The organism is Candidatus Baltobacteraceae bacterium, from assembly GCA_036489885.1.
Lineage (GTDB): Bacteria > Vulcanimicrobiota > Vulcanimicrobiia > Vulcanimicrobiales > Vulcanimicrobiaceae > JAFAMS01.
The window spans coordinates 669,743-694,279 of sequence record DASXEW010000001.1 but is presented as its reverse complement, the minus strand read 5'-3'; the positions used below and the strand labels follow the sequence as shown (position 1 = coordinate 694,279).

The 24,537-nt window shown below is 60.0% G+C and carries 19 protein-coding genes and 1 tRNA gene; 9 read left to right on the top strand and 11 right to left on the bottom strand.

The annotated features are described in order from the left end of the window. Positions 1-15: 15 nt before the first annotated feature. The gene (locus VGG22_03275; GenBank protein HEY1727384.1) at positions 16-1,683 is read left to right on the top strand and encodes an MASE1 domain-containing protein; all 1,668 of its coding nucleotides are present in this window, start codon (positions 16-18) and stop codon (positions 1,681-1,683) included. Positions 1,684-1,695: 12 nt separating this feature from the next. After that, positions 1,696-3,303: a peptide ABC transporter substrate-binding protein gene (locus VGG22_03270; protein HEY1727383.1), complete on the top strand. Its 1,608-nt coding sequence runs from the start codon at positions 1,696-1,698 to the stop codon at positions 3,301-3,303. Here the strand turns inward: VGG22_03270 and VGG22_03265 are convergent, their stop codons facing one another. After that, a complete protein-coding gene (locus VGG22_03265; GenBank protein HEY1727382.1) occupies positions 3,304-4,188 on the bottom strand; it encodes a LysR family transcriptional regulator in 885 nt (294 codons plus the stop codon). A gap of 309 nt (positions 4,189-4,497) precedes the next feature. Here VGG22_03265 and VGG22_03260 point away from each other — a divergent pair, with 309 nt between their 5' ends. Then, positions 4,498-7,359 (top strand): TonB-dependent receptor, encoded by a 2,862-nt coding sequence (locus tag VGG22_03260; protein ID HEY1727381.1) that lies wholly within the window; start codon positions 4,498-4,500, stop codon positions 7,357-7,359. Further along, positions 7,356-9,188, top strand: a complete 1,833-nt coding sequence (locus VGG22_03255) for a methyl-accepting chemotaxis protein (GenBank protein ID HEY1727380.1) — start codon at positions 7,356-7,358, stop codon at positions 9,186-9,188. The genes VGG22_03260 and VGG22_03255 overlap by 4 nt, the downstream gene beginning before the upstream one ends. On the opposite strand, the gene VGG22_03250 is transcribed toward VGG22_03255, so the two are convergent. The 5 genes from VGG22_03250 to VGG22_03230 form a co-directional block, all read right to left on the bottom strand. Next, complete coding sequence (locus VGG22_03250) at positions 9,116-10,162, bottom strand: chemotaxis protein CheB (protein ID HEY1727379.1); 1,047 nt, start codon at positions 10,160-10,162, stop codon at positions 9,116-9,118. The genes VGG22_03255 and VGG22_03250 overlap by 73 nt on opposite strands. Further along, positions 10,159-12,264: a response regulator gene (locus VGG22_03245; GenBank protein ID HEY1727378.1), complete on the bottom strand. Its 2,106-nt coding sequence runs from the start codon at positions 12,262-12,264 to the stop codon at positions 10,159-10,161. The genes VGG22_03250 and VGG22_03245 overlap by 4 nt, the downstream gene beginning before the upstream one ends. Next, positions 12,254-12,880: a chemotaxis protein CheW gene (locus VGG22_03240; protein ID HEY1727377.1), complete on the bottom strand. Its 627-nt coding sequence runs from the start codon at positions 12,878-12,880 to the stop codon at positions 12,254-12,256. Before VGG22_03240 ends, VGG22_03245 begins: the two co-directional genes overlap by 11 nt. Then, positions 12,877-13,704, bottom strand: a complete 828-nt coding sequence (locus tag VGG22_03235; GenBank protein HEY1727376.1) for a protein-glutamate O-methyltransferase CheR — start codon at positions 13,702-13,704, stop codon at positions 12,877-12,879. Before VGG22_03235 ends, VGG22_03240 begins: the two co-directional genes overlap by 4 nt. A 79-nt stretch (positions 13,705-13,783) precedes the next feature. Next, positions 13,784-14,785 carry an ABC transporter substrate-binding protein gene (locus VGG22_03230; protein HEY1727375.1) on the bottom strand — a complete coding sequence of 334 codons (1,002 nt, stop codon included), beginning with the start codon at positions 14,783-14,785 and terminating at the stop codon, positions 13,784-13,786. Positions 14,786-14,826: 41 nt separating this feature from the next. Between VGG22_03230 and VGG22_03225 the strand changes: the two genes are divergently transcribed. Next, positions 14,827-15,702: an oxaloacetate decarboxylase gene (locus tag VGG22_03225; protein HEY1727374.1), complete on the top strand. Its 876-nt coding sequence runs from the start codon at positions 14,827-14,829 to the stop codon at positions 15,700-15,702. Here the strand turns inward: VGG22_03225 and VGG22_03220 are convergent, their stop codons facing one another. From VGG22_03220 to VGG22_03205, 4 genes are all read right to left on the bottom strand, one after another. Beyond that, the gene (locus tag VGG22_03220) at positions 15,703-16,428 is read right to left on the bottom strand and encodes a hypothetical protein (protein ID HEY1727373.1); all 726 of its coding nucleotides are present in this window, start codon (positions 16,426-16,428) and stop codon (positions 15,703-15,705) included. A gap of 113 nt (positions 16,429-16,541) precedes the next feature. Further along, complete coding sequence (gene leuD, locus VGG22_03215) at positions 16,542-17,180, bottom strand: 3-isopropylmalate dehydratase small subunit (protein ID HEY1727372.1); 639 nt, start codon at positions 17,178-17,180, stop codon at positions 16,542-16,544. Further along, positions 17,180-18,589: a 3-isopropylmalate dehydratase large subunit gene (gene leuC, locus VGG22_03210; protein HEY1727371.1), complete on the bottom strand. Its 1,410-nt coding sequence runs from the start codon at positions 18,587-18,589 to the stop codon at positions 17,180-17,182. The genes leuD and leuC overlap by 1 nt, the downstream gene beginning before the upstream one ends. Before the next feature lie 98 nt (positions 18,590-18,687). Then, positions 18,688-18,763: transfer RNA gene (locus tag VGG22_03205), tRNA-Asn, on the bottom strand. Between the two features lie 89 nt (positions 18,764-18,852). On the opposite strand from VGG22_03205, the gene VGG22_03200 reads away from it, so the two are divergent. Together VGG22_03200 and VGG22_03195 are read left to right on the top strand one after the other, a co-directional pair. Further along, complete coding sequence (locus tag VGG22_03200; protein HEY1727370.1) at positions 18,853-19,131, top strand: hypothetical protein; 279 nt, start codon at positions 18,853-18,855, stop codon at positions 19,129-19,131. Then, on the top strand, positions 19,128-20,516 hold the full coding sequence (locus VGG22_03195) for an amidase (GenBank protein ID HEY1727369.1): 1,389 nt from the start codon (positions 19,128-19,130) through the stop codon (positions 20,514-20,516). Before VGG22_03200 ends, VGG22_03195 begins: the two co-directional genes overlap by 4 nt. A 51-nt stretch (positions 20,517-20,567) precedes the next feature. Here the strand turns inward: VGG22_03195 and VGG22_03190 are convergent, their stop codons facing one another. Then, positions 20,568-21,437, bottom strand: a complete 870-nt coding sequence (locus VGG22_03190; GenBank protein HEY1727368.1) for a cyclase family protein — start codon at positions 21,435-21,437, stop codon at positions 20,568-20,570. Positions 21,438-21,583: 146 nt separating this feature from the next. Between VGG22_03190 and VGG22_03185 the strand changes: the two genes are divergently transcribed. Further along, positions 21,584-22,807, top strand: a complete 1,224-nt coding sequence (locus VGG22_03185; GenBank protein ID HEY1727367.1) for an MFS transporter — start codon at positions 21,584-21,586, stop codon at positions 22,805-22,807. Next, complete coding sequence (locus VGG22_03180) at positions 22,776-24,536, top strand: IlvD/Edd family dehydratase (GenBank protein ID HEY1727366.1); 1,761 nt, start codon at positions 22,776-22,778, stop codon at positions 24,534-24,536. The genes VGG22_03185 and VGG22_03180 overlap by 32 nt, the downstream gene beginning before the upstream one ends. Position 24,537: the final 1 nt, after the last annotated feature.

Sequence of the window (24,537 nt, the reverse complement as noted above, 5' to 3'; positions counted from 1 at the left end):
AACGCGAACTTCCCGGTGAGTAAAGACGTGTCGAGTTTTTCATTTTCCGGCCGAGAAAACGGCGTTCGTTACGCGCTCGCGATCCTCATGGTCGCAGTCGCGTACGTCGTCTTTGCGAAGATCGGCTTCTCGCTCGCATTTTCCGTCCGCCAGGTCACCGCGGTTTGGCCGCCGAGCGGTATCGCCGTTTGCGCCCTCGTGCTCGGAGGGATGGCTCTATGGCCGGGCGTGGCGCTCGGTGCATTCCTCGCGAATCTGATGACGCACGAACCCGTGCTCACCGCCGCGGGAATTGCAGTTGGAAACACGCTCGGGCCGTTCTTGGCCGCCTATTTTCTCCGGCGGGCCGGCTTCGATCCGCGGCTCGAACGCGTCAACGACGTCCTCGTGCTCGCGATCTTCGGCGCGGTTGCGATGATCGTCACAGCCTCAAACGGCGTCACGTGGCTGGCGAGCGCGGGTATCGTCCCTTGGCACGATTACGGGATCGTCTGGCGTACCTGGTGGGACGGCGACGCGATGGGCGTCTTGCTGTTCGCACCGTTCTTGCTGACATGGCTGACGTCGCGCGACTTGCGCGTGGCAAGCGGCCGGAAGTTCGAGATTGCCCTCTTCCCATTTATGTTGTTGGTGGTCGCGTGGCTGGGATTTCTCAACAATCTGCGGCTGGGCTTCTTGGTCTTCCCAGCCATCATTTGGTCGGGACTGCGTTTCACGCAACGCGTCACCTCACTGTCCGTCATCGTCGTATCGCTGATCGCGATCATCGGAACGCAGCACGAGATCGGGCCTTTCGCCGGCGGCACGCTCGATCAACGGCTCGCGTATCTGATGACGCTGATGGCCGTATTGTCGATTACCGGACTCATTCTCGGCGCGGTCACTTCGGAACGTTCGCTCGCCGAGCAGATGCAACGCGAGGCGGAACGGCGTGAGTTGGAAAATGCCGAGCAGATCGCGCGCACCCTGCAAGGCGCGTTCCTGCCCAAGCGTCTGCCGGAACATCGCGACGTCACCTTCGACGCGCTCTACCTTACGGCCGGCCGGGAAGCGCTCGTCGGCGGTGATTGGTACGATGCATTCACGATACCGGACGGTCACATCGTCGTCTCGATCGGCGACATGCTCGGGCATGGCGTAAGCGCGGCCGTCACCGCAGCTGAAATTCGACAGCGGATTCTTGCAACGGCGTTCAGCACGACCGATCCCGCCGAGATTCTGACCAAAGTGAATCGCACGCTCCGCGACGAGGAGCAGACGATCGCGACCGCTCTCGTTGCGTTCATCGATCCCAAGGGAACGGCCATGCGCGTCGCCAGCGCCGGCCATCCACCGCCGATCGTCGCAGGTCCGACAATCCGTGCGCACTTTCTACCCTATGGCGGCCTGCCGCTAGGCGTGCTCGCGAATGCTGACTACGAGACGCATGCTGTCGCGCTCGAAGCGAACGCCGCCGTGCTTTTTTATACGGATGGTGTTACCGAATTCAACCGCAACATCGAGGCGGCTGAAGCAGAGCTGCTGACGGCGGTCGATGCATTCGTCAGTGAGCCACTTGCGAATCCTGCGGCGCTCGTGCAACGCCGAGTGATGGGCACGTCGCAGCCGGTCGATGACGTCGTCTTGATGCTCGTCCGGCTCGCGCCGTCACCCCTCGGAGCGGGAGCAATAACGACGCACTAGGAACGAGGGCCCATGATTCGACGCACGATCGCTTTTGTCGCGCTTCTCGCGCTCCTTTTCGGCCCTGCGGTTACGCCACGCGCGGATGCTTACGAGGCGCATGTCCTCAGCTATTCCGACGGCCTCGACGTCTCGTCGCTGAATCCTTGGTTCGCGTCGTCAGGCAACATCACCGCGCTCGTGGAGTTGACCGCGGCGGAATTCTTTCGCTTCGACGCGCACGGCAATCCCATTCCGGAGCTGGCCACCGAGGTACCAACTGCGGCCAATCACGGGATTAGCAAAGACGGGAAGTCGATCACCTACCATCTGCGTCACAACGTCAAATGGAGCGACGGGCAGCCATTCGACTCATCCGACGTGCTCTACAGCGTCGCCGTTGGAAAGAATCCCGGCAATAACATCTTCGTTCGCGACCCGTGGGACCGGCTCATCAGCGCGAGCGCGCCGAACAAATATACCGTCGTTTTTCACTTCAAAGAACCCTACGCGACGTTTATTTCCGATTATTTCTCGACGCAAAGCGGCTCTGCGATTCTCCCTAAACACATCCTTGGCGGGAGTACGTTGATCAACACCGCTGCCTACAATGGGCTTCCGGTTGGTATCGGCCCCTTCCGTTTCACCGCCTACAATCGCGGCAGCGACGTCGAGATGGAAGCGAATCCATACTATTGGCGTGGCCTGCCGAAGCTGCACAAGGTCATCTATAAGATCATCACGGACGACAATACGCGACTCACGGAATTGCAGTCGGGTGAACTTTCCTTGTCGGACTTGATCAACGGCACGCAGGTGGCAACCGCCAAAGCCGTACCCGGCAAGAAAAACGCAACGCGCTTAAGTCAATTCATGGGCGGGCTGTTCTTCAACGTGACACACCCCGCAGTCTCGGAGGCAGTCGTTCGGCGTGCGTTACGCATGGCGACCGATCGCGCGACGTCGTTCGATAAGGTCTTTCTTCGTAATGGGAGGATGACGGAATCGGTGGTCCCGGTTATCACGCGTAACTATCTCGAACTTCCACTAACCAAGTACGATCCCGCCGCTGCTGCGAAGATGCTGGATGCCGATGGATGGAAAGTCGGCCCTGACAGAATCCGCCACAAAAACGGGGTTGCCCTCAACCTCGACATGGCGATTCCTTCGGGTTATCAGCCGAGCGCGACGCTCGCCGCGATCTTGAAAGAAGACTGGGCGCAAATCAACGTCGGCATCACGATTCACACGTGGTCGACATCGCAGTTCTTTGCAATCTATGCGAATGGTGGAATCATCCAAACGGGCAAGTTCGATGTCGCGCTCTTTTCGCAGTCGATGGGCCCGGTGTTTGCGAACATCAACGGCGTGTACGATTGCGCCGGCGCTCCTCCCAACGGAGCGAACGCTTCGCATTACTGCAATCACAAGGTCGATGCACTCGACGATCGCTACTTGCATTCGTACGATCCCAAAGTGCAGGAGGCCGCCGCAACCCAGTTCCAGCGCATCATCGACGAGGACGCTCCGGCGATCATCCTTTACGATCGCGCGTTTTTCTCCGTCTACGATGGCCGTATCACGGGGTATCATCCCCATCCGTTTTCCTACTGGGGTGATCCGATGGAGCTGGATATCTAGCTAGACGACGAGCCCCGTAGCCGAACACTCGATAAACGTCGAGAGCGCGGGCGAGAGCCATTTGTCCTCTCGATACGCGAGTAGCGTCGCGACGTTGCCGCGCAAATTGATCGGGAGTATTGCGTACTTTCCGTCCAAAAGCTCGCGTTCGATAGTAAAGCGCGGTAAGAGGCCGATACCGATTCCGGCTGCTACGCACTGCTTCACGGCTTCAATCGAGTTGAATTCCGAAACGACCGACGCGCGCCGTCCGGCGCGCGCGAGAAACGCTTCGAACAGCGTGCGATACGCGCAGGTCGGCTCCAGAACCAGAATCGTTTCGCGCACGAGATCGGCAGGACGTACGTTCGCGCGGTCCTCGAGCCGATGTCCCTTGGGAGCGATCAACACCAACTCGACCTCGCCGAAATTGTGCGTGCGGAAGCCCGCATAGTCTTTCGGTTCATCAATGAACAGGCCGATGTCGTAGCGGCAGCTCTGAATGCCGTTGCGGACGACGCCGCACTCCTCGACCTCGACGTAAACGCTCGCGCGCGGATGCCGCTTACGAAGCGCCTGGACGATCGGCGGCAAGCGGTACGTGCACAGCGACTCGGCCGTACCGACCCGTAGCGTCTCGGTCGCCTCCTCTTCCCGCAGGGCGTTGACAGCTTCCTCAGCCAGCTCGACCATGCGGGCCGCATAGGATTCGAGCTTTTCCCCGGCCGCGGTCAGCTCGACGCGTCGGCCAAGGCGCCTGAAGAGGGGCTGCCCGAGCTCCCGCTCGAGGGACTGGATCTGTGTCGTCACGGCGGACTGGGCATAGCTCAAGTGCTCGGCCGCCCGCGTGAAATTCAGGGTCCGGGCGACCTCGCGAAAGGTTCGCAGCTCTTTGAGCTCCAGCACGGGCGCATCTCTCCAATCTTGTTTTGAGATTGATGCTATCAGAATATTCGTTCTTTGCGATGGATGAAATACCCTAGAATATGCATATGGAACTGCTCGCCTTTGCCCTCACCCTAGCGGCGCTCGGGGCACTCGCGCTCCGCTACGGCAACGACTCGCGTGATCGCCACATGAGGAGCTGGCCCTTTCGCCGAGAACAGACGTCTTAACCCAGGTCAAGCCGGATGTACATTAGGCGCGTCATAGACGTCGCTTAGTCAATATGTCCACGGTGTCGCTACCCCTGAACTGGGTGCAGGAGGGCGACGCATGTTCCGAACTTGGCACGGAAGCATATTCTCAGCTCTTACCATCGCGCTCAGCGTGTGCACGTTCGGGACTTCGCAGGCGCAGACGCTTCCCACGGTGACCGGTCACGTTCGCACGTCGAGCGGCCAGCCGATCGCAGATGCAGCCGTCGCGCTTGACGGCGCGATTCACCTCGCCACGAAGACCGACGCCCGAGGTACGTTCACATTCGGAGACCTGAAGCCCGGCACGTACGTGGTACGAATATCGAAAGCTGGATTCGCGGAATTCGTCCGTAACGACCTTAGCGTTGCGCAGGGAACAAACGCGACGGTCGATGTCACGCTAACGGCTTCGTCCTTTTCCTCACTGCAAGTCATCGGGCAAGTCTCAACTGCATTGAGTGGGAAAATACCGCTCAATCAAACGCCTGCGGCCTTGCAAATAATTCCGGTGCAAGACTTCGTTGACCAAGGCAGCACCCAAGTCACGAAGCTACTCGAAGAGGCTCCAGGCGTAACATTGACCTCAAACGCTGCCGGCGGCGGTTCGAACAACGCGTCGCTTGGAGCGCCTGAATACCCGCAGCTGCGCGGTGCGCTTTATTACGAAACCGAATCGCTAATCGACGGCCATCCGGTTTCAGTCGGCGCGCTCGGCACGTTCAACCCGTTGCTCGTCCTGCCAGCACTCTTGCAAAACGTCGAGATCGCCGAGGGCCCCGGATCGATGCCGGATGAGATTAACTACGCGGTCGGAGGGACGATCAACTATCGGACGCTCGACCCAACGATTGCGCGAATTTCGTCATTTACGATCGGCACGGATCAGTACGGCGGAATCGACACGTCGGCGCGTGCCACAGGTTCCTTTTCCAACGGCAAGGTCGAGTACGCGCTGGCATACGGAACGGTGGGCACGCCCGGACCGCTTCAGAACTATCCCATTGCCGGGTCACCGGTTTGGCTCGCATTCGGGAAAGCGCCGTGGACGATCAACGGCCAACAAGTCTTAGGTATCCCCGTCTACATAACGCCGTCGCAAATACCGAACTATGTCGGCGGACCGGGAACCTCACACTTTTCAGAACCGGTGTACCTGTGCTGCACGCCCGTAAACACCGACTACAACGCGCGTGCCGAGCTCGCAAAGCTACGTTTCAATTTTTCGCAGCAAACGACGCTGACCGTGAGCTATCTCGGCGGACAATCGGGACAGAATTACACCGGGTCGATTCTTGGCTCCGGCACGCCTGTCTTCAACTTCTCGACGTTCGCGCCACCGGCCGGATACACGGGGTCGGTCCCGGCCGGTGTGTCGATCCCCTTCGATACGCAAGCCAACACGAATTACTATGAGTATTTGCAGCAGAATCTTTTTCAAGCCGAGCTGCGAACGACGATCGGTGAGAATACGCTGCTGGCCCGCGCCTACGGCGGATACGACAGCACGGTAGCCGAGGACTATACGCCGGGGCAACCCGCGACGGTCACCGAGAAGGCGTGGGGCGGAATCGCGCTCTGCCCGACCGGGGACATCAACGCGATCCTCGCGTGTGTGACTCCGGGCGGAGCGCCGGTGCCTTCGGTCGAGACGTTCTTCAACGGCCAGCCGGTCACACTGGGAACCGCCGACTCCGCAAACTACACGATCCTCACCGATCACGTTCGCGGTTATTCGCTCGAAGCGGATCGTCTCGTAGGCGACGTTCTTCTGACCCTGGCAGCGGATCGCTCGAATCACGACTCCTACGAATTCGCGATTTCACCGACAACACCGAACACTGTCGTCCTCCCGCCTGGCTCCTCGCAACAATTCACGACCTTCTTGAGCCGCGCGCTCGTGCAATTCACTCCGGGCCTTTCGATGACGCTCGGCACGTACTTGACGTCGTACGCGAGTCACTACACGGGGAACGGCGGCATGACGTGGAGCGATGCAACCCACACGCAAACGATTCCGCGGCTCGCGCTGCTGTGGCATCCGGACGTCGACTCCGTGTGGCGCTTCTCCGCCGGCGGATCGATCGCGCCACCGTACATTTCGCTCTTATCTTCTCCGGGAAGCACGCCGATTCACGATCCGCCCGGCGCTGCGCAGGGCTACTTCGTCAACGCAAACAACGGCCAAATCGCACCCGAGCAAGCTTTCGGCTTCGATCTCGGCTACGATCGCCGTCTACAAACAACATTACGTTTCTCGACCGATTTCTATTTCACGCACCTGCGCAACATGTTCTTGACCGAAACGTCTCAGCAAGGAACGTACGCGGCTCCGACGGGTCCCTCCGCCGGAATTGCAGAGCCGCTCTACGTGACGGAAACGGAGAACCTCGGCAACGCTCGTTACGAAGGCGTCGAAGTCCATTTGGACGACGCGCCGCGCGCCGGCTTTGGGTTCAAGGCACAAGGTTCGCTGCAACGAGCCTTCGCCTATGATTTGTCACCCGGATTCTATAGCACGACATCGGGTCCGTTCACGACGAACCTCGGCGTGATTCCCAACATCAATTTCCAAGCCAGCGGCAACGGCTTCAATGCAATCTCACCGGGCCGGGTTCCGTACAGTCAAGGCTACGGCGAGCTGAACTTCAGATCGTCAGGCGGCATGCTGGCGCTCCTCGGCTGCACCTACTTCGGCCCGAACAACAGTTACAACGAGCCCGCTTTCGAGGTGTTCAATGCGTCGCTGCGCTTCCCGGTCGCGCGCAGCGCATGGATACAACTCTCGGCCAACAACCTTACCGACATCTACGGAAACGCCTATTCCGCGCTGGTCGGCGGAGTGCCGGTTCCGCTCATCAATGGGAAGCTTGGAGCGATCGCGGGGTCGAACGTAGGTCCCACCAGCTTTCAACTCATGCTCCATGAAACGGTCCGATGAAAAATAAATCCGTCGCAGGCATTCGCATTCAGATCCTCCTGCTCACGATCGTTCCGCTCGCATTTCTCGTACTGACGCTCGTGCTGCTATTGGGACTGGTTCGAACGACGCTAAAATCGACCCAGATCTCGGAACACGTGACCCGTGTGCTTCAGGAATCGGATTTGATCACGCAAGGCTTCGACGCAATGAGCCGCAGCACGAGTCTCTTTGCAAAAACGCATAACCGCAAAGACCTTGCCGGCTCGTTTGTCGCGCAGCGCGACGTTGCCGATCAGCAGAACAAAATGCTGGACCTTGTCGCTAACGATCCCGTTCTGAAGCCGGAAGCCGAGCGTTACGTAAAGGACACGAGGGCCGTCGTGGCGCTCTTCATCACGGGACGGCAGCTCTTGGAGCAAAATCGCATGAAAGATGTGGCGAAGCTGATCACTTCGCCGTCGTCAAAGGCCCTTGGGACGGAGCTTGAGGGCGCCAAAGCCGCGCTGAGCACGAAGGCGGCTGCGATTGCTTTTGCATTGAACGTCGCCGGAAATCGAGCCATTACGGTTGGTGAACGCGTGCTGCTCCTCTCGGCAGCCGTCGGCATCTTCAGCACGCTCGTGCTCGCGTTGCTCTTCGGATTGCGATTCGTACGGCGGCTCGGAAATCTGGCGGATAATGCGCGCCGGCTGGCAGCGGGCGAAGCCGCGGAACCGCTTCGCGGATCTGACGAAATTACCGAATTGGATCGCATCTACCGGCAAATGTTCGAGATGGCACGCGAAGCGAAACTACGCTTGCAACATTCCGTACGCTCGTACGGATTGCTCGCGGGTTGGATTGCGGAAGGCAATCTGTCCGCGCGCGTCACCGTCGAAAACCCTGACGACGAGCTCGGCCAGCTCGGAACGAGCCTCAATGCAATGGCCGAGTCTCTCGAACGGCTGGTCGGCGAAATCCGCCGAGCCGCAACCAGCCTCGCGTCCGCCAGCTCGCAGATTCTCGCTGCAACGAGTCAACAGGTCTCGTCGGCGACCGAAGAGGCGGCTGCGGTGCGTCAGACCGCAGTAACGGTAATGGAAGTCCGGCAAACCGCCGAAGTCTCGTCACAAAAAACGAAGATGGTCGCCGAGCTCGCCCAGCGCGTGCGGCAAACGGCCGAAGACGGAAAGCTCTCCGTCGAGCAGAGCGTGCGCGGCAGCGAAGCTGCGAAGGAGCGCATGGAGATTCTTGCCGAGCGCATCATCGCGTTCAGCGAACAAGCGCAAGCCATCGCCGAGATCAACGCGACGGTCGCGACGTTAGCCGAACAGTCGAATCTCCTTGCAGTCAACGCGGGAATCGAAGCCGCAAAAGCGGGAGAAGCCGGCCGCGGCTTCGCCGTCGTTGCGGGCGAAGTCAAGGAACTCGGCTCACGCAGCAAAGAGGCTACCGTGCAAGTGCGCCGGATCGTCAGCGATATTCAGCGGTCCGCGCAAAACGCCGTCCTTGCGGCCGAGCAAGGCATGAAGGTAGCCGACAGCGGGATGGAAGTCGCCAAACGCTCGGGACAAGCAATGGAGATTCTCGCAACCAGTATCGGCTCGGCCTCAGACGCGGCGCAACAGATCAGCGCATCTGCAGCTCAGCAAGAAATCGGAATGGATCAGATCGCAGTTGCCATGCAAAGCATCGAGCAAGCCTCGATGCAGTCGGTCGCCGCGACGCAACAAGTCGAGCACGCTGCGCACGACCTCACGCGCCTCGCACAGAAGCTAACCGAAACGATCGAGCGTCACGTCCGGGTCAACGGCGTCGGCGAGAAATCTTTGATCAAGTTGACGATCCCCTCCGGTGAGAGGACATGAGCGGCCGCGTTCGCTGCGATCGCTTCCTTTGACATACCGAAGACGACGCAGCTTTCCTCATCTTGCGCGACGGTAACAGCGCCCGCACCTTGCAGCTCGACAAGTCCGGCAACACCGTCGCGTCCCATTCCGGTAAGCACGATCCCCATTGCAAGCCGTCCGAAATTATGCGCGGCAGAACGTAACAAAAACGTCCCTGACGGACGAAAACCGTCCTCCGGCGGTGCACTCGAGTCGAGCCGGATCACGCAAGGACGCTCGATAGACATCTGCGTACCGTCGGGTGCAATGTAGAGGTTCCCCGGCTTCGCAGTCATGCCGTCGGCAGCCACGTGTACGTCGACGCCCGTGTGCGCGGCCAGCCACAGTGCAAATCCTTCGACGAAACCTTCGGCAATGTGTTGCACGAGCAATATCGGCGGCCACGTACCGCGACCAAGACCGGTCAAAATCTCCGCAATCGCACCGGGCGCTCCGGTCGAGCCGGCGATCACGATGACTCTGGGGCTGGGAAGCATTGCTGCGCGCTCGCGAGTCGCAGACAGCCGTTTATCGCGTGGCCACCGGCGTACGACCTTTACATCGGACATGAGGCGCAGCGTGCGGACCAACTCATCGGCGACGCGGTCGAAATCCGGCGAACCGAGGTCGGGCGGCTTGCTAACGACTGCGAGAGCACCGTTTTGGATCGCCTCGAACGTTATCTGAACGTCGCGCGCCTCCGAACGCGCACTGGCAACGACGATCGGGACGGGACACGTCTCCATGATGATCCGCGTCGCTTCTATTCCATCGACCTTCGGCATGTGGCAATCCATTAGGATTACGTCGGGCTTTACTTCGCCCGCGAGTTTTATTGCTTCGGCACCGTCGACGGCCTTGCCGACGATCTCGAATGTTTCGGCGGTTTCCAGCACGTAACTCAAAAACTCGCGCTGGACTGCCGAGTCTTCCGCGAGCAAGACACGTATCACAGGAGCCTCCTAACGATCTCAAGCAACACGGTTTGATCGAAACCTGATTTCAGGACGTACGAATTCGCCCCGGCCCCAAGACCTCGTTCTCGGTCCTCGAGGGCTTCGCGTGCTGTCACCAGCACGACCGGCAGGTTCGCGAGCGTTGCGTGTCCCCGAATGCGCGACGTCAGTTCAAAACCGTCCATTCTCGGCATGTCGATGTCCGAGACGATGAGATCGAACTCTTGTGTTTGCAACAGCTCCCACGCCTCCATACCGTCGGCCGCAAGCGAGACGAGATAGCCGGCAACCTCGAAGAGATTCCGTTCCATCGTGCGGGTCGTAATCGAATCGTCGACGATGAGAACGCGCGGGATGCGCGGTCGAGCGAGCGCGTCGCTTTCATCGCGAACGGTTGCGTGCGAACCAAGGGACGTCAGAACGTCGAGGGGACGGAGAACGAGGACCAGCTCTCCCGATCCCAAGAGGCCCGCAGCGAGGACGTTTCGCACGCGACGCAACGGCGGCAAGAGCGGCTTCACGACGATCTCGCGCTCACCGATCACGTCATCGACGAGCACGACGCCACGACGGTCGCCGTTCGCGACTACCAACGCGGGCATCTCACGCCGAACCTCGTCGTCGCTGCCGTGCCGGATCAGACCGAGCGTCGCATCGAGGCTTCCAAACGGCAGAGACCGCTCTTTCTGCACGAACGTTCCGGCCTCAAGCGCAGGCAGCGCATCTTCGCGCGAGATCAGGAGCGTCCGCTCGACCGATTCAATTGGAAAAAGAAATTGCTGTCCGCCCGCGCTGACGAGCAACGCACGATACGTGACGATGCTCGCCGGAAGATCGAGTCGTATGGCCGTGCCTTTCCCCGGCGACGATCGGGTCGAAACACGTCCGCCGACGCGTTCGATCGAATCGCGGACGATCGCAAGGCCACGCCCGTGACCTGAGATCGTGGTCACCACGGGCGCCGTGCTGACGCCGGCACTAAACGCGAGTTCCGTTACTTCGGCGTCGCTCATACCGGCGACCGCGTCGGGTGTCGAGAGATGCGAACGCAGCGCAGCACCGCGAATCGCATCAATCGCAAATCCGCGGCCGTCGTCGCGGACTTCGATGCTGACCTTGTTTCCGTCCGCGGGCGCGATCGTTACGGAGACGTTTCCCGCGCGCGGCTTCCCGTTTGCAGCGCGTTCCTCCGGCGATTCGATGCCGTGATCGATCGCGTTGCGAACCATGTGAATCAATGGGTCCTTCACGAGATTGAGCACTTTCCGATCGACTTCCAAGTGCTCGCCCGAAGACTTCCAGACTACTTCCTTCCCGGTCATGCGGCACAAATCTCGAACCATCGCGGGAAAAGCCTCGAGTATCGTCTGCGCCGGCGTCAGGCGTGCGCGCAATAACTCATCGTAAAGGTCGTCAATGGTCGTTTGCAGGGCGCGCTGGTCCGAGCGAAGCGCATCCAAATGACGACGCGCGCGTGCCTCGAGCGTCCGCAGCCCTTCCAGAACCTCGCCCTTCGCGGTTTCGCGCAACCGGACGATTTCTTCCGCGATTTCGATCGCCTGCGTCGCATGTGCAGCTACGGCGAGCTTCGGACTCAACAGATCTTCCATTAATACGACGAGCCGGTCGAGACGCGACGCCTCGACGCGAATGACGTCAGTCGCCGGCTGAGTGATCGGTACGGCATGCGTACGAACCGGCGTATCCGCGACCTGAGCCGCCTTCTTCTCACCGCCGACCTGCGCGAGATCTTTCGCATCAACCGCTCCGGCGAGGAAGCCCGCGAACATCTCCGCGGCCTCACGGAGCGAGCGAATCGTGCCCGCATCCGGGGCGGTTCCGGCATCGACGTGCGAACGCAGAATCGATTCGCAGCGATGCGCCGCCGCCTCGAATGACTCGAGGCCTACGGAGCGCGACGCGCCTTTGAGCGTATGCATGACACGAAAGAGCGTTTCGACGTGCGTCGGAGTATCGGATGACGAATCGTCCGAGAGAACCTCGAGCTCGGCGGCAATCGTCTGCAAATGCTCTTCTGCTTCGAGCCGGAAGGTGGCGAGCAGCCGCGCACGCAGGGCCTCCGCGCGATCAGCCTGCATTGCCCGAATCCCCACTCGATGAATGCTCTGCGACGCCGATGCGATCGTCGACGACGAGCCGGACGTCCGCGATTAGTGCCCGCATATCGACGATCTTGGCACCGTCTGCCGCCTGCCACCCATCGATTCCGGCTACGTCGACACGCTGGAGTGATTCGACCGCATGCGCGCCTACCGCAACGGCCGCGCCGCCCGAGGTGAACAAAATCGCTTGAGAAAATTGGACGCTCCGCAACAGCGCACCACCCACGAGCGGCCGAATGTCGAGCAGCGGATAGACGCTGCCGCGATGGCTTATCAATCCGCGAAAGAACGTCGGCACACCGGGTAAGGCCGTTACATGCGTGATGGCGATTGCTTCGGAAGCCTCTTTGACGTCAAATGCATAGCGTTCACCGGCGACCAGCAATATCACGAGGTCGATGGCGTCGGGTAACGGAGGCGCGTTCGCCAGTGCTTCGAGCTGTCGTGCGCGCGCGCGAACGAGCGCTTCGATTTCTTCTTGCGAGCGCAGGTCGATCGCATTGATACGCTCCTCGGCCGACCGCAAACGCGCGTAGGCATTTCTCCAGTCGAGCGGCGCGCGAATTCTGCGTGCATCGCGATCGGAACTCAAACGAGACTCAATTCTTCGCCGGTGCGTGCATATTGAAAGAAGATCGCGCTCGGCAGCCGCAGAGGCCTCAGCCCCGGAAACCATTCCGAATTCGCCTCGACCGGCGCAACCGCGAGCCAGCCACCTGAGGCAAGACATTCAGCCAACCGGCGCGCGAGCCCGGCTTGATGCTCCGGCGTTAAATAGATGAGGACGTTGCGGCAAACGAGCAGATCGATGTTCGCGATACCCGGAGTGTCGGCCAGGTTCACCGCGTAGAACGAGACTTTCTCGCGGATAGATTTCGCGATCTCGAAGACGTCGGATTCGACTTCGGTAAAATAGCGCGCGCGCAACGCGGCATCGACTTCGCGGAGTGCCCATGCACGGTATCGCCCGGTGCGCGCGGCATCGAGCGCGCGTTCGTTGACGTCCGTTCCAATGATGCGCACTTCCCAATTCTCGCCGCGCAGCATTCCATCGAGCGCGATTGCGATACTATAGGGCTCTTCGCCGGAGGCACAACCCGCGCTCCAAACGTTGAGTCGCTTTACGCCGGCCCGCTTGGCTGCGATGAGCGGCGCGAGCACCTGGTCTTCGAGACTCGCAAACCAGGCGTTGTGCCGGAAAAAACTCGTCTCGCGAACCAGCAGCAGCTCGATGAGGTCTTGCCACACCGCCTGATCCGTCCCAGCGGTTGCCAGCCAATCCACCGCCGCATCCGGTGAGACACGCAGTGCCGCCGTCGCGCGCGCAAGAGCGAGATCGATGCGGTTAGACTGCATCGACTCGGCCTTGATTCCAAAGCGATCCTTGACGAGTTCCTGGAGACGGAGCCGGGTCACCCCTGGGTGCGGACTTCCTTTCGCGACGCTTTAGACTTAGGCGCGCGCAGCCTTGGCCCCCGTGTAGGGAACCCGTAACCTAGATCGGCTTGAGTGCGACGCGCTGCGAAGGCGGCAAAGTGCTTTGATCGCAGATTCGCGGGAGATCGACTTTTTCAGGACCGATCAGCTTTCCGAGACGCATCGAATCAATCGCGAGCTTCATCCCTTCGATGTTCAACTCGCCCTTGCCGAAATACGCCGTAGGCCGTTCGTGTGCGAGGCCAAGGCTCAAATAATGCTCGTCCGATCCTCCGAGCTGCGCGTAGATATGCGCTGACTGCAATGGATGACCGACGATGTAGTCGACCGCCTGAGCGCAAGCGCGCAGGAACCCCGCGACAAGATCTTTCTGCTCGCGAAGAAACTGTGGTGTCGCGACCCATACGGTTTGCATGTAGTGCGGGAGGTAGTCGCGCACGTAAAAAATCAACCGAATCTCGCTCTCATGCTGACTTAAGGTCGGATCGACGGTGAACGCAACGTCGAGCCCGCCACCGTTTAGAAGGACTAAGTTGTCGCCCACACCACCGGCCGCAATGAGCTGAACGCTCGCAGGATCGATACCGGCTGCCTGCAGACAGAGTGTGATCATCGCCTGACTGCTCGACGTCGGCTGCGTAAAACCGACGCGCTTTCCAACGAAATCGTGGATAGACTTAATAGGCGAATTCTTCTTCACGACCCAACAACACGTGCCGGGAGTTTGGACGCCACCTGCTATAATCTTCAGATCTTCTCCGGCCAGGATCGCCTTGATTGCAGCCGACGTCGCGACCAGCCCGAGCGAAAGCCCGCCTTGCGAGATGTTGCGAATGCTCGTCCCCCCGCCGTTCGATCCCGTGATCTCTCCTAAGACAATTCCCTCACGTTGCATGTAGCCCAAATGCTGCGCGATTGCGACGGGCATCCCGTAATCGAATCCGGGATACTGGGCTACCTCAATATTCAGATTCGCGGTCGCTGCAAGCACCGGCTGCGACATCACGGCTTGCATGAGTACGCATGCGCTTGATGCGATGAATGTTCCACGTTGTTGCATCAAAGGGGATTCTTCAGAACGCGCAAAGTCCTCTCTAATTCATGAGCGCCGAAACGGCAGCGCTACGCCGAGCCCTTGCAGATCCCGGCATCGTCGTAATGCCGGCCGCATTCGACGGAATGTCGGCGCTTGAGGTCGCCCGTGCAGGCTTCCAAGTCGTCTTTCTAACCGGCAATGGAGTATCCGCAAGCGCACTTGCGCTCCCCGATGTCGGATTTCTCAACCTCACCGACGTTGCAACCGTTACGGCCAACATCGCGCGAAACGTGGATTTACCTTTAATTGTTGACGCGGATACAGGTTATGGAAACGCGGTCAACGCCTACCACACTGTTCGCGTTCTTGAAGCGGCCGGAGCGGCTGGAATAATGTTGGAAGACCAAGTGAATCCAAAACGTTGTGGTCTACTCGCAGGAAACCGCGAGGTCGTCGGGTTCGATGAAGCCGTCGGAAAGATTGCGGCGGCGGCATCCGCACGACGCGATCCGGATTTTGTCCTAATCGGTCGAACCGATTCAGCGTCCGCTCACGGACTCGATGAGGCAATTCGCCGCGCAAATGCTTTCTTGGGGGCGGGCGCCGACGTGGGGTTCGTCGAGGGTGCGTGGACGAAGAACCAAATCGAAGCGATCGTAAAAGGCGTCGACGGTCCCATTATGATTAATCAAGACGAGAGCAGCGTCTCGGCGCAGTATACCGTCGCAGAGCTCGCCACAATGGGCGTTAAGCTTGCCGTATATCCCGGTATTCTTCGATATTCAGTCTGCTATGCGATGCGTTGGGGGCTCGAGATCCTAAAGCAAGACGGTTCAACAAAGCGCGCGAGAGATCGCATGATCTCATTCACCGATTACAACGATCTGGTCGGCCTAGATGGCGTCAAGAATCTCGAAGATCAATTTTTGCCCCCAAAATAATTAGACGAGCCTAACGTGATCTAGCCGTCCCATCTCCGCAGCGTTAGTGCCATAGACGTCCGCTGGGAGATGCAGACCCTTAAAAGCATCTAGCCCGTCACTCGGATGCTCGATCCCGGCGCGATCCAATGCCGTCGTGACTTGCTTCAAATGCATCGCCGTATGGTTTCGCAAGAAACCCAAGACGATGCTGAACGGCCACGGTTTACCGTTGCTTTTGTCGCGTCCTGATCCTTGCTCCCAAACCATGACGTCGGGACCAGCGTCACTCGTCTGGGCGTCGTAGTGCTCCATGAGAAACGCTTGCCAATCGGCGATATGTCCCTCCATATATCGGACCGCGTCAGTCGTCGACTGCAACCGTTGTGCGATATGCTCCGTGTCAATCGTTAGCCGATAGTCGCCTTCATTCCGTGCGCGCGGACCTTCGGCGATTTTCTCAAACACGTCTCCGACCAGGTCGCGCGTCGAACGGCTGCGCGCCGGCGTCGGCATGATGAACGCGTCCCAGCTCAATGACTGCACGAGCCTTAGCCACGTCTCGAGCATCGTCTCAATATCCCAGGCGAAACGTCTCTCGTCGAATTCCGCCGGCATTGCTAGTCCAAGCAGCGAGAACAGCTGCGAAACGTGCAGAATCGTGCCGACGTAACTGCCGACCTTGACGGCCGGGACGAGTGGGGAGCCGAGGTCCTTCCATTGCTGCGTCGATTGTTCGTCCTGCAACGGGTTGATCGCGACGAACGGAACGTTGTTCTTGCCAAGGAACTCCTTGACGATTACACACGTAGTTCAACCAGGAAGATGAAAGAGGACAACTGAGTCCACGGCGGCTCCTTTCAAACTGGCGTACCGTTCTCGAATCCGACGTCATACATCCATGGCCGCCGGGCACGGGCCTGCTTTTCGAACGCTTCGATCTTGTCAGCTTGCAGCAGCGTTACGCCAACGGCGTCAAGGCCCTCAAGCAGCATCCGACGGCGCATAGGTTCAATTTCAAAGTGAAACTCGACGCCGTCAGGGGTCGTGATCCTCTGAGCTTCAAGATCCACATGCATCGGATTGCGCCCGGCAGAACGTTCAACTGCGTCGCCGACAGCGCTGATAGCCGAGCCAGGCAAGATCACCGGCAACAGTCCCATGCGCAGGCTACTGTTATAGAAGATGTCGCCGAAACTCTCAGCAATGACGCAACGAATCCCAAATCCCATGAGAGCCCAGACGGCATGCTCGCGTGAGCTTCCACATCCGAAATTTTTTTGCGCCACGACGATTTGAGCCCTGCGATATTCGCGTCGATTTAGGATAAAGGCCGGAATTTCGCGACCATCGACGTCGTAGCGCAGATTATGAAAGAGATGCGCGCCAAAATCCGTGTTCGGGTCCTTGAGAAAAGGAACGGGGATGATCGCGTCGGTGTCGATATTGTCGCGCAGCATAGGAACAGCGACGCCGCTGATGTGTTTGAACTTTTCCATCAGTTTTGCATAAGCTTTCGGACGTCCACGATCTTCCCGCTTACCGCAGCGCCGGCCGCCATCGCGGGGCTCGCCAGATGCGTGCGAGAATCTCGGCCTTGACGATTTTCATAATTGCGGTTTGCAGTCGAAACGCAACGCGCACCGGGCGGCACGAAATCCGCATTAACCGCCGCGCACATCGAGCACGCCGACGCGTGCCACTCGAAGCCCGCCTCTTTAAAGATCCGATCTAAGCCCTCTGCTTCGGCTTGTCGCTTGACGGACGATGACCCGGGTACGACCATCGCACGGATACCTGGAGCTACCTTGCGTCCTTTCGCAACGTCGGCGGCGACACGCAAGTCGCTGATGCGACTGTTCGTGCATGAGCCGATAAAGACGACGTCGATGGGCAAACCTTCCATGCTGGTGCCGGGTCTCAGATCGGTGTAACGGAGCGCGCGCGCCATCGCTTCGCGGCGTTCGGAGCTCGTCTCCATTTCGGGATTTGGGACAGGTTCGTCGACGCCAATGGTGTCCATGGGATTGGTTCCCCACGTGATCTGCGGTGCAATGCGTGTGGCGTCGACGCTAATCTCACGTTCGAAATGAGCGTCGACGTCGCTCGGAAGCGTGCGCCAATATTGAAGCGCCGATTCCCAAGCGCTTCCTTTGGGAGCGTAGCGCCGATCGGCAAGATATTCATACGTGACGTCGTCGGGAGCGACCATCCCAATACGAGCTCCCCACTCGATCGACATATTGCAAAGCGTCAAACGTGCCTCGATAGACAGCGCACGCACTGCTGCGCCGGCGTATTCTACCGCCATGCCGTTGCCGGCCGCAGAGCCGGCCTGGCTGATGATATAGAGGATCATGTCCTTGGCGTATAACCCAGGCCCCATCCGGCCTTCGACGGTTACACGAATCGGCTCAGGACGCTTCATCGGGAGCGTTTGTGTCGCCAGCACGTGCGTAACGTCGCTCGTACCGAGGCCGAATGCCAGTGCACCGAGACCGCCGTTCGTACATGTATGGCTGTCGCCACACGCGAGCGTAAGCCCAGGTAAGGTTACGCCAAGCTCGGGGCCGACGACGTGGATGATTCCTTGCTCGGCATCGTTGATATCGAGCAACGCAACCCCGTACGCCCTTGAATTGCGTCGCTGCGCTTGGATGAAGACCGTGCCCTTGTCGTAGCTGAGATCGTTGCGATCCTCATTGGTCGCAAGCAAATGGTCCTGCACAGCGAGCGTTAGATCCGGCCGCCGCAAGCTCTGACCGGATCGCTCCAGATCGGCGAATGCTTTCAAGGAGGTCAAGTCGTGCATGATGTGACGGTCGATGTAGAGGAGATCGCTGCCGTCTTCAAGCGTTGCGACCACATGCGCGTCCCAGATCTTGTCGAACATCGTAGCGCCGGCCATTTGCATACCGTTTCGCTACAAACCGAAAAACTCCGCATCAAAAAGAGAAGCCCGATTGCTCGGGCTCCTCGATGCCGTCATCCGGCGTTCGCATGAATTGGCTCCCGGAGTTGGACTCGAACCAACGACCCGCTGATTAACAGTCAGCTGCTCTACCAACTGAGCTATCCGGGACCGGCAACCGCCCGTGGTTCGCCCGGCGGTACTCGTACCCTTCCCCCGTCCGAGGTCCCTACACATGGTTTACGAAGTGGCCCCTCACAATGGGAAGCACGCGTAAGGAATTCTTAGCAGCGGCCGCTATTGCCGCGAGTACGGCCACCGTCGCACAAGCCGAAACGATCGCCAAGGCCGATCCGGCGCCATCGCCCGCGGCCATCGAGTTCGCGAATCGCATGCGCCGCTTCGATCCGTCGCTGACCCCGAAGCAGCTGCACGATATCGCCAAGAGCAACGACGATACGTGGAAGGTCGGCGCGAAGGTGCACAAAGGACTAGAGAACGGTGATCCGATGTCGCCCTTCTTCGAGATCGGCGAATGACGCACGACGATCTCGCGTTTTCCGATGCTACGGCGCTCGGGAAACTGGTCGCCGCGAAAAAGATCAGCTCGCTCGAGCTGACCAACATCTATCTCGATCGTCTCGAACGCTACGGCGCGAGATTCGGCGCAGTCGTAACGATTCTGCACGATCGCGCGCGCGCCGAAGCGCAAGCTGCGGATCGAGCACTCGCACAAGGTCAGCCCTTGAGCGCGTTGCACGGCGTCCCGTACGGCGTCAAGGATCTGCTTGCCGCCGTCGGCGGACCGACGACATGGGGCGCGGCGCCGTATCGCACGCAAACCTTCGACTATGATGCAACGGTCGTTGCGCGCTTGCGCGCGGCCGGCGCGGTGTTGCTGGCAAAGTTATCGATGGTCGAGCTTGCCGGCGGCTTCGGTTACGATCAAGCCGACGCATCGCTGACCGGCCCCGGACGCACGCCGTGGAATCGCGCCTATTGGAGCGGCGGCAGTTCGAGTGGTCCGGGAGCTGCCGTTGCAGCGGGCCTCGTCGGCTTTGCAATCGGTTCCGAAACGGACGGTTCGATCATGAACCCGAGCACGAATTGCGGTGTCAGCGGACTGCGTCCCACGTTCGGCCGCGTAAGCCGCTATGGTGCGATGGCGCTCATGTGGACGTCGGATAAACTTGGGCCGATGGCGCGCTCGGCGCGCGATACCGGATTGATTTTGCGCACGATCGCCGGCGCCGATCCGCACGACTCGAGTGCAAAGAGCATCCCGTTCCGTGCTGCTACACGCCGTCCGCGCATCGGCATCATCGCGAAGTCGATGGACAAGACGCAGCCCTCCGTCGTCGCGAATTTCAAGCGTTCGCTCGAGGTGCTCCGCGATTTCGCCGACGTCACCGAAGACGTTCCGCATCCGGAATTTCCCTACGGCGAAGTGTTCGGCACACTGTTGTCGGGAGAATGCGCGTCTGCATTTCGCGATTTAATCGAAAGCGGACGCTCGAAGCTGCTGCACTCGCCGGACGATAAGATCGGCGGCTACGAGCAATATGCGACGCTAGCCGTAGACTTCGTCGACTCGATGCGCCAACGTGCGAAGATCGACAAAGCCATTCGCCGGATGATAGCGCCGTTTGACGCGCTGGTGCATCCGACGCAGCCGACCGTTGCTTATCCGGTCGGTCCTCGCTTTAGCAAGACATACACCCAGTGGCCGGGCGCCGTCGATCCCGTTACCTCATCGAATCTGGCCGGCATTCCGGCGATGAGCGTGCTCAACGGTTTTGCCGAGCACGGCCTGCCAACGGGACTCGGCATCATCGCAAACGCATGGCGCGAACCGCAGCTGGTCGCGATCGGCAACGCGTATCAAGCCCGAACGTCGTTTCACAAGCGCCGGCCGCCCTTGTAGCTGTCCCTCGACTACGCGCCCTTCGGGGCCGCTACGCTCGGGATGACAAATCTAGACTACAGCAATTGGGTTTGCCGGCGAGCCGACGTGGCCGCGCAAGCGCAGCGGCGGCGCAGCCAAAAAGAACCGAAAGCGATCGTGCTTTTCGAGCCACAGCGCAAGCTCGGTGAGATACCAGATCTCGCCGAGGTGAATGCCGAGCTTGAAAAGACAGTGTTCGTGCAGCGGTAAGAACGGCGTCCCCGGATCGCGCACGCGGGCCGGATAGGCTTCGACTGCAAAATTGTCGGCAACGATTGCGACGACGCCCGACTTCGTGATCCACTCTAGCAGCTCGGGATCAGAACCGTCCAAGGCCGCGCACGAGTTGTGCAACGTCTCTTTGTCCGGGCGACCGTGCATGTTGAGAATCACCTGACCGAAGCCGGTGTGAAGCGCGAGGATGTCGCCCTTCTTCAAAGTCACCTTTTGATCGCGCATCACGTCGCGAAGCATGTCGTAGTCAACGTAGGTCTTTGCCGTTCCGTAAGCCCGGTGCAAATCGACCATTACGCCCCGCCCGACGATGCAGGCCGCAGCCATCTCCTCGACGTCCGGACCCGGGTAGGTGCCGTTGTAGTAGCAAATCTCGGGCTCGCCGTCGCCGTTCGCGTCGAAGTGCGAGCCGATGTGGCTGAACGCATCCCACTGCGTCGAGTATTGCGTGTACAGCACGACCATGTCGTCGTTGACGACGCCGGTTGCTCCCTCGCGTTGCAAACTCAGCGGAAAATCGTGAGCCGGAATGCCGTTCGTCCGTTCGACGAACCGATGCTCGGGCGGATGACGGCTCGGGTGCAATACATTTCCGCCCGGCAAGTCAAGCGGTAAACTCAGGCAGAAACGCATCCCCGTGCGAATCTCTTCCGCAGCACGACGCACACGCTTAGGCGTTAGCTCATTAAGGCGTCCACGGCGGTCCGTATCGCCGTAATCGCCCCAATTTGAGCCGGGCGGTCGCTTTGTTTGCATGGCGATCATCTGCGCCAACCAGGACGGCGGAACCTCGGTTCTCAAATGCAGACTGGATGAGCGCTCCGTATCCATTACGCGCTTCGGCACTGCTTAACGCGTTCTGGGTTCCGCTCGCCTTTCAAGAGGCAGCACTTTTGGCAATAGCGGTACCGGCGCGTCTCCTGAAGCTCGCGCCTACCTCCTATACAACCGCGCTTGCGACGATCGCTTCCTTGTGCGCGGTCGTCTCGATGATCGCACCGCCGATCGCCGGGACGATCTCCGATCATTTGCGGCGTCAACGCGGTGGAACACGCAAGACGATCATCGTCGCCGGAGCAACTGTCGACATCATCTGTCTCGCGCTGGCCGCACGAGCTACCACGACCATCGCCTTCGGGGTCTTTATCTGCGGATCGATTCTGGGCGTCATGACCGCGATCGCCGCATATCAAGCCCTGCTGCCGGATACGGTTCCGCGCGCTGCCTGGGGCGAGGTTTCCGGAATGCGCGGCGCCGCGACGTTGATTGGAACGGTCATCGGTCTCGGCATTGCGGCGGTCATAAGCCCCGCCGGCACTCTAATCGTAACGGCCATCTTCGTTGCCTTGGGGACCGTTTCGGTCTATGCCATCCGTCCAGGCGCGCACCACGACGAGGAAGAGCACGCGAAGGTACGTGACTGGCACGACTTCATCGTCGCCTTTATCGCACGCTTGTTCGTTGGATTCGGGCTCTCGCTTTTGATGACGTTCGCGCTCTACTTCTTCCGCGACGTCATTCACACCGCAAATCCGCAAGCCGGGACGGGACTCGTCGCCGGCTGCTCGATCCTCGGCGCGATCGTGTCGACGATGTCACTCGGCAAGCTCTCGGATCGCGTCGACCGTAAGTTGGTCGTCGCATTCTGCGGCGCCCCGATGGCGCTTGCGGCCTTCGGCTTTGCTATGGTGCCGAACATGCACTTCATTTACATCTTCGCGCTGTTGTTCGGTTTCGGCTACGGGGGCGTCTTTTCGAGCGCGTGGGCGCTCGCGATCGATTCGGTGCCGCAGTTGCGCGACGTTGCGCGCGATCTAGGTATCTGGGGACTCGCTTCCAACATTCCGGCGGTGGTCGCGCCGGTCATCGGTGGCTGGGTGCTCGTTCATTTCGGCGGCACGGTCCTCGGCTATCAAATCTTGTTCTTTAGTGCGGCATTCGCGTTTGCGGCGGGTTCGCTCGTCGTGCTCGCAATCCGCGGCACAGCTACGGGAAGGAACCTCTATGGGCGGACAGTCGAACGGCAGCAAGCGTAACGGAAAGGGCTCAGGCGAGCTTCGCAGTCACGGTTGGTTTTCGAAGAACGATCGCGACGGCTTCATTCACCGAAGCTGGATGCGCAGCGAAGGCTTCGCACCCGACGTTTTCGACGGACGCCCGGTCATCGGCATCTGCAATTCCTGGTCGGAGCTGACGTCGTGTAACGTTCATCTTCGCCGCATCGCCGAATCCGTGAAACGCGGCGTTTGGGAAGCCGGTGGTTGGCCGCTCGAATTCCCGACGATCTCGCTCGGCGAAACCTACATGCGTCCGACCGCGATGCTCTTTCGCAATCTCATGTCGATGGACGTCGAAGAGTGCTTGCGCGCAAATCCGGTCGACGGCGTCGTGCTGCTCTCGGGATGCGACAAGACGACGCCGGCGCAATTGATGGGCGCAGCCAGCGTCGACCTCCCGACACTGCAACTCACCGGTGGCCCCATGCTCAACGGAAAATGGCGCGGTGAAGACATCGGTTCGGGTACGGCTGTATGGCGCCTGAGCGAAGACGTGCGCGCCGGGAAACTGACGACCGAAGAGTTCTTCGAAGCCGAAGCCGGGCAATCGCGTTCCAACGGTCACTGCATGACGATGGGCACCGCTTCCACGATGGCGAGCATGTCGGAAGCACTCGGCATGGCTCCGACCGGCAACGCTGCGATTCCGGCGGTCGATTCGCGCCGCTACGCGCTTGCGCAGTTGGCCGGACGCCGCATCGTCGAAATGGTGCGCGAAGATTTGCGCATGTCGAAGATTGCAACACGCGAGGCGTTCGAAAATGCAATTCGCGTCAATGCAGCCATCGGCGGCTCGACGAATGCAGTGATCCACCTGCTCGCAATTGCGGGACGTCTCGGTGTTCCGCTCGAGCTCGACGACTTTGATCGCCTGGGCCACGATCTGCCGCTACTCGTCAACTTGATGCCGTCGGGCAAGTATTTGATGGAAGACTTTTACTATGCGGGCGGCGTCCCGGTCGTGATGCGTGAGCTTTCGAAGAATCGTCTCTTGAACGATCGCGCTATGACCGTGAGCGGCAAGCCGATGGGTGACAACATAGCCGACGCAAAGAATTGGAATTCCGACGTCATTGCTACGTTCGAGAAGCCGTTCCAAGAGCACGCCGGCATCGCAGTACTCAAAGGCAGCCTTGCGCCGACCGGCGCAGTGATAAAACCGTCCGCAGCGACACCGAAGCTGCTCAAACACGGCGGACGCGCCGTCGTTTTCGAAAATGTCGAAGACTTTCACGCGCGCATCGACGATCCGAATCTCGACGTCGACGAAACGTGCGTTCTTGTCCTCAAAGGCGCGGGTCCCAAAGGCTATCCGGGAATGCCGGAAGTCGGCAACATGCCGCTGCCGCCGAAGATTCTCGCCAAGGGAATCACCGACATGGTGCGCGTCTCCGACGGCCGCATGAGCGGAACTGCGTATGGCACCGTCGTTTTGCACACGGCGCCCGAAGCCGCGAATGGCGGGCCCCTGGGTCTTGTGAAAAGCGGCGACCGCATCGAGCTCGACGTCAACGCACGCCGTCTCGATCTTGCCGTAAGCGAGACCGAACTCGACGCTCGCCGGCGCGCGCAGCACTATCCGCCAGTGAGCTTCGAACGCGGGTACGGCAGACTGTACGTCGACCACGTGCTCGGACCGGAGCGCGGCGCCGATCTCGACTTTCTGGTCGGCCATAGCGGGGCGTTCGTCGCGCGCGAGAGCCACTAAG